Annotated in this window: 4 protein-coding genes; all 4 read left to right on the forward strand. The window is 73.0% G+C overall.

Annotation, left to right across the window (positions count from 1 at the left end; all coding sequences use genetic code 11):
• Nucleotides 1–68: 68 nt before the first annotated feature.
• The 4 genes from ACFYY6_RS36360 to ACFYY6_RS36375 all read left to right on the forward strand — a co-directional run bounded on the left by ACFYY6_RS36360 (nt 69) and on the right by ACFYY6_RS36375 (nt 6,407).
• Nucleotides 69–881, forward strand: coding sequence for a hypothetical protein (locus ACFYY6_RS36360; protein WP_389197463.1), 813 nt, complete (start codon nt 69–71; stop codon nt 879–881).
• Between the two features lie 81 nt (nt 882–962).
• Entirely contained in the window at nt 963–4,055 is a 3,093-nt protein-coding gene (locus ACFYY6_RS36365) for an amino acid adenylation domain-containing protein (protein WP_351524594.1), read from the forward strand.
• Between the two features lie 16 nt (nt 4,056–4,071).
• A complete protein-coding gene (locus tag ACFYY6_RS36370; RefSeq protein WP_351524595.1) occupies nt 4,072–4,896 on the forward strand; it encodes a glycoside hydrolase family 16 protein in 825 nt (274 codons plus the stop codon).
• A complete protein-coding gene (locus tag ACFYY6_RS36375; protein ID WP_389197465.1) occupies nt 4,893–6,407 on the forward strand; it encodes a prenyltransferase/squalene oxidase repeat-containing protein in 1,515 nt (504 codons plus the stop codon). The genes ACFYY6_RS36370 and ACFYY6_RS36375 overlap by 4 nt, the downstream gene beginning before the upstream one ends.
• The last annotated feature ends 334 nt before the right edge of the window (nt 6,408–6,741 follow it).

The following is a 6,741-nucleotide window of genomic DNA, read 5'->3' on the forward strand; positions in this document are numbered from 1 at the left end:
CCACGGCTTCCACGGCCACAACGACATCAAACGCACTGTTTTCCAATGCATTTAGGGGAGCCCGAACCATGACCGAACCGCAGACGTGGCGGGTCCTCGGGAACGCGGACGCGCACGAGTTGGTGCTCGCCGTGGACTTCGACGCCACCGGCCGCGCCGAGGGCCGCTTCACCGATCTCGCGGCGGGTCTGGCCGGCCTGCCCTTCTCGATCTGGGAGACGGTTCCCCAGGAGGCGGGTACCGGTACCGTCGAGCGGTGGCTGGAGGAGGTGGCGGCCGACGGCCGCCCGGTCCGCGCGGTGTTCGGCTTCTGCGTCGGCGGCGTCTACGCGGGCGCGATCGCGCAGCGCGTCGCCGACCGGCAGAGCCAGGCACCCGCGCTCGTGCTGTTCGACCCCGAGCAGTCCGGCCCGCTGACGCTCTACTCGCAGTTCCACAAGGTCCTCGACTCCATGTCCACCCTGCTGAGCGACGAGGAGACCGCGGAGGCTGCGGCAGAGGCGCGGCGGGCCCATGAGCAGCACACCGAGATGGCCCCGCTGGGTGCCGAACTCCTCGATGTGTACCGGCGTACCGCCAAGCCCGTCTTCAACCGGCTGGAGCTGGACGAGAAGCGGCAGGCGGAGTTCACCGCGGTCTTCGCCTCGTTCGTCGGCTATCTGATCGCGGCCGCAGCGATCGACCCGTTGCCGGCGTGGCGGGGGGCCGTCGTCGTCACGTCCTCGTCGCCCACGAGCGGCCTGAACGGCTCCCGCGGGGCCGGGCAGGACATCACCGTGGGCCGGGAGCTGCGTGTGGACGTCCCGCATGTCGATCTGCTGCGCGACCCGGGTGTCACCCGCACGGTGGCCGAGCTGCTCGGCACGGAGACGCGCGGCTGAGGAGCCACGCGCCCCCGCACCCGCATACCCCACAGGCGGATTCCCGCGAATCTACGGACGCGAATCTACGGAACGGTTGGAATGCCAGAAGCAACGCAACCCCGGTCCCTCCCGGCCGACAGCAAGGAGCACGCTCTCTGGCTCCTGGACGAGCTGGTGCCCGTCAAGGGCGTCAACAACCTCTCCGTCGCCCTCCAGGCAGGCGCAGCTCTGTCGGCCCCCGCGGTCCAGGGCACGGTCGACCTGCTGCTGCGCCGGCACGAGGCCGTGCGCACGGTGTTCCGGCAGGAGGAGGCGGGCCTCACCAAGGAGGTCCTCGACACCCTGAGGATCGACGTCGAGCAGCTGAAAGCGGAGCCAGGCGAAGTCACCTCTGTCGTGGGTGAGTTCATCGCGCGGCCCTTCGATATCGACGGGCTGCCACTGGTGCGGGCCGCGCTGGTGAGGTGCGCGGACGGTGACGCGTTCTGTCTGGCCGTCCATCACCTCGTCTTCGACACGGTCTCCGGCGCGGTCCTGCTGGACGAGTTCACGGCCGGGTACACGGCGCTCGCGGCCGGTGCCTCGCCGCCCGCCGAGCTGCTGACCGCGCAGCCGCCGTACCGGGAGCCCGCTCCCCGTCCGGCCGCCGTGGAGTACTGGCGCGGGCAGCTGGCCGGGGCCGATGCCGCGGGGCTCGCCCTGTGGTGCGACAGCGAGGACCTGCCCGAGCCGACCCTCACCGGTGACCAGATCACGGCCGATCTGTCGCCGCGGGCGACCGAGGTGCTGCGCCGGCTGCAGAAGGAGCTGCGCGCGCCTGAGGCCGTGGTCCTGCTGGCCGCGTACGGGCTGCTGTTGGCCCGGCACGGCTCGGGGCCCGACCTGGTGGTGGGCACCCCGGTCAATGTCCGGGCGCGGGAGGCGTCCAGGGCCGTCGGCTACCACGTCAACACCCTGCCGTTGCGCATCCCCGTCGACCTCGGCGGCGGCTTCCGGGACCTGGTGCGCACGGCCCGCGACGCGTTCCTCGGGGCGGTCGCCCACGCCGATGTCCCGGTCGACATCCTGACGCCGGAACTACGCAGGGACGGAGGCGTCTCCTGGCGCAACACCGTCTTCCGGCATCTGTTCAACTACGTTCCGGACGAAGGCCGTACGACCTTCCCGCTCGCGGACACCACGGCCCGCAGGCTGCCCGTGGAGAACGGGTTCAGCAAGTTCGACCTCGAGTTCTTCTTCCTGTCCTCCGCGGACAGGGTGACCATCCGGGCCGCGTACTACACGCAGATCCTGGACCGGACGGACGTGCAGGGACTGCTCGAACGCTTCGAGTCGCTGCTGCTGGCGGCCGCGGACGGGCCGGACCTGCCGATGCGCGGACTCCCGCTGGCCGGCCCCTCCGACCTGGCGGTCCTGGCCGCCGCCAACGACACCGCGCGCCCGGTGGAACCGGCCGACGTGCTCACGGCGGTGCGGGAGCGGGTGGCGCTGGCGCCGTCCACGCCTGCCGTCGTGGGCGGCGGCCGCAGCACGACGTACGCCGCATTGTGGGGGGCCGCCGAACACACCCGGGTCGCCCTGGCGGACGCCGGTGTCGGGGCCGGTGACATCATCGCGCTCGCGGCGCCCCGCGGGCCCGAGCTCGCGGCCGCGGCCCTGGGGGTGTGGCTGGCCGGCGCGGTGTATCTGCCCGTCGATCCGGAACACCCCGCCCAGCGTCTGGCGTACGTCCTGGAGGACTCCGGGGCGCGGGCGGTGCTCACGGCGCCGGGCGTGGAGCTGCCCGAGGGGGTCCGGGCGCGTGTGCTGCCGCTGGGGCCGGTCGCGCAGAACGGGCCGCTCCCGGACTCCCCGGCGAGCGGGCCCGATCCGGACTCCTGCGCGTATCTGATCTACACCTCCGGTTCGACGGGGAAGCCGAAGGGCACCCTGATCAGCCACCGCAGCCTCGCCAATGTGGTGCAGCACTTCGCCGAGGAGCTGAAGGTCACCGCGGAGGACTCTGTGCTGTGGCTGACCACTTTCGCCTTCGACATCTCCGCGCTGGAGCTGTTCCTGCCGCTGGTCTGCGGCGGGCGGCTGGTCGTAGCCTCCGACGAAGCCCGTACCGATGGCCGTGCCCTGCTCGGTGAGGTGGTCGCGCACGATGTCGGCATCGTGCAGGCCACGCCGACGACCTGGCGTGTCGTCGCCGACGCGGCCGACGGCCGGCTCGCGGGCAGGCGCCTGGTCTGCGGCGGGGAACCGCTGCCGTCCGCGCTGGCCCGCACCCTCGCGGCCTCGGGCGGCTCGCTGCTCAATGTGTACGGCCCCTCCGAGACGACAATCTGGTCCACCTCGGGCACGGTGCCGGCCGAGGTGACCCGCGTGGACGTGGGCCGCCCGATCGCCAACACCCGGGTGTTCGTGGTCGACCCGGACGGCCGTGAGCTGCCGGTCGGTGTGCAGGGCGAGCTGTGCATCGCCGGGGCGGGTGTAGCGCTGGGCTACCACAACCGCCCCGAGCTGACGGCGGACCGCTTCCGCGACCATCCCACGTACGGGCGCCACTACCGCACCGGCGATCTGGCCCGGCTGCGGCCGGACGGCAGCGTCGAGCTGCTGGGCCGGACCGACCGTCAGATCAAGCTGCGCGGCCATCGCATCGAGCTGAGCGAGGTGGAGGCGGTGCTGCTCGACCATCCGGGCGTGCGGGATGCCGCCGTCGTGGTGGTGGGCCGGGGCGGGGCGGACGCGGCCCTGGTCGCTTTCGTGGAGACCCCGGACGACTCGGCCGAGCTGGACACGGCCGGGCTGACCGCCCATGTCCGGTCCCTGCTGCCCTCCGCCGCCGTGCCCCAGGAGATCGTGGTGCTGGAGTCCCTGCCGACCACCGCCAACGAGAAGCGGGACCATCTCGCACTGACCCGTCTCGCGGAGCAGCGCCGCTCGGAGCGCGGCGCGGCGGCCGAGGCCGCGCCGGAGGCCCAGTCGGGTACGGCCGGGCAGTTGCTCGCCCTGTGGCAGACCACGCTCGGCCGGACCGGCATCGGGCCGGACGCCAACTTCTTCGACAGCGGCGGGCATTCGCTGCTGGGCGCGCAGCTCGTGCAGCGCATCGAGAAGACGCTGGGCGTGCCGGTGCGGCTGACCGACCTGTTCGCCTATCCCACCCCGCTCGCCATGGCCGAGCATCTCGAAGCCGGAGCCTGAGAAAGACATGGAGATCGTGAACCAGAAGCACGCCACCGCCCCGTCCACCGGGACCGTACCGCCGTCGTCGTGGCGGGTCCTGTGGCAGGACACCTTCGACGGCCCGGCCGGGTCGCCGCCCGATCCCGCCCTGTGGCAGGTCGTCACCGGGCAGCCGTTCGGAGCCGGCATCGAGTTCCACACCGACGACCCCGCGAACGTCGGCCTGGACGGGGCCGGGCATCTGAGGATCACCGCCACCCATGAGGACGGGCAGTACCGGGCGGCGTGGCTGGAGACCCGGCGCGAGGACTTCGTGCCGCGTCCCGGCGGCGCGCTGCGCCTTGACGCCCGGGTGAAGACCGCAGCTGGCCCCGGCCTGGACTGCGCGCTGTGGGCCTGGGGCACTCAGCTGCGGCACCGGGGCGACGAGGACCCGGTGCAGGCGTGGTACCGGGCCGGGGAGATCGACGTCCTGGAGGCGCTGGGCTCCGAGCCCGACTCGGTGTGGGGTGCCGTCCACTCCCCCGAGTGCCACCAGATCCCGTCCCTGGGCATGGGCGCCCGCACCACCACCGAGGACGGCAGTCCGCTCAGCGCGGACTTCCACACCTACTCGGCGGTCTGGCGGCGCCACCCCGACTCGATCACCTGGTACCTGGACGGCCGCGAGTATCTGCGGCTGACCCCGCAGGACACCACCCCGAAGGGCTGGCTGTTCGACCAGCCCGTGTACTTCTGTCTGGCGATCATCATCGGCAGCCCGGGCGGCCCGGTCCTGCCGGGCGACCCCGACCCTTCGACGCTGCCGTCGTCGCTGCTCGTCGACAGCATCACCGTCTCCGAGGAGATCCCCGCGTGACCGCGGGCCCCGATCTCGACGCGCTCGTCGCGGAGCTGGTCGACCGGGTGCTGGACGATCCGACCGGCGCGCTGGGTCCCTCGGTGTACGAGACGGCCCGGCTGGTCTCGCTGGCCCCCTGGCTGGACGGCGACACCGCCCGGGTCCGTCATCTCCTGGACGAGCAGCGGCCCGACGGAAGCTGGGCCGGGCCCGGCGGGTACGCCCTGGTCCCGACGCTGAGCGCGACGGAGGCGCTGATCGCCGTGCTGGGCCGGGAGGGCGAGGCGTCGCCGCTGCCGCGTGCCGCGCTCGTCGAGGCCGCGCAGCGGGGGCTAGCGGCGGCGGCCGCTCTGGTGGCCCAGCCGGTTCCGTCGACGGTCGTGTTCTTCATGCTGATCCCGGCGCTGGTGGAGGGCGTCAACGCCCGGCTCGCCGTCCTCGGGGACGCGGCGGCCCAACCGCTGGCGCTGCCGCACGGGTTGACCGACGACGCCTTGCGCGCCCTGCGCTGCGGTGCCTGGCGCAATCCGCTCGCTGGTCACTATCTGGAGATCGTCGGCCCTGCGGCCGTCGGCGCCGCGGAGATGGAGCCGGTCGACGGGGTCGTCGGCTGTTCCGCGGCTGCCACCGCGGCCTGGCTCGGCCCGCGCGAGCCGGCCGAGCCCGCGCATCCCTCGGTGTGTTTCCTGCGGCAGACCCAGGAGCGGGGCGGTGGCCCGGTTACCGCGATGACCTCGCTCGTCTTCTACGAGCGGGCGTGGATCGCCGGCAACCTGGCGACCGCGGGGGTGCCGCGGGAAGTGCTCGCCCCGCTGCTGAAGGAACTGCCCGGCGACGTCGGCCTGTCGGGTGCTCCGACCGCGCCGGGATTCGCGTACGAGGCGGAGACCAGCGCGATCGTGCTCGCGGCCCTGGCCCACCTCGGGGAACCGCAGGAACCCGAGTATCTGTGGCAGTACGACGCGGGCACCCACTTCATGTCCACGATCCCGGAACACGAGGCCTCCACCACCACCAACGCGCACATCCTGGAGGCCCTGGGCTGCCACCTGGCCGACGGCGCCGGCGACGCCGACCGCTACCGGGACGCCGTAGCCCGGATCGCGACATGGCTGCGGAACCGCCAGCAGGCGGACGGCAGCTGGTCCGACAAATGGCACGCCTCCCCCTACTTCGCGACGATGCGCTGCGCCCTGGCCCTGCACCGGTACGCAGGCCCGGACGCGGCCGACTCCCTGCACGGGTCCGTCGACTGGCTCCTGCAGCGGCAGCGCGGCAACGGCTCGTGGGGCCGCTGGGAGGGCACGGCCGAGGAGACCGCCTACGCGGTACGCACCCTGCTGGAGCTGACGACCGACGCCCGCTCAGGGGCGACGGCCGAGGCCGTGCGACGGGGCTGCTCCTTCCTGTTGGAACACGGCCTGGACGTGGAACGCCACCCCCCGCTGTGGATCGGCAAGGAGCTGTACGCACCTGCCCATCTGGTACGGGCGGCGGTACTGGGAGCACTGCTCGCGGCCCGGCGCTGACCTGAGCTTCGCCCCGGTGCGGACCCGGGACGCCGCCCGGTGCGGGGTGCGAAACGGGTCGTCGTCCGGCGGAGACCAGGCGCTGCCCGGACGTTGCCCAGCTCGCGGCCCCTCGGTGCCAGAGGTCACCGCCCGATGCCGACCCGGGTAGGGTCCCGGCGAAGCCCAGCCGCTGTCCGACCCTACCCAGGGTCGCGCCCCCCGGGTCGAGGCCCGGCGGGGATGAGGCACCGCCCGACGCTTACGACCTCGTCCACGATTGTCAGCGGCGTCGCGGCGTCTGGGACCTCCGCCTCCGGCGTTGTCGTCAGTCCCCGACGCTCCTTCCCCAAGC

The organism is Streptomyces sp. NPDC001750, from assembly GCF_042892615.1.
Lineage (GTDB): Bacteria > Actinomycetota > Actinomycetes > Streptomycetales > Streptomycetaceae > Streptomyces.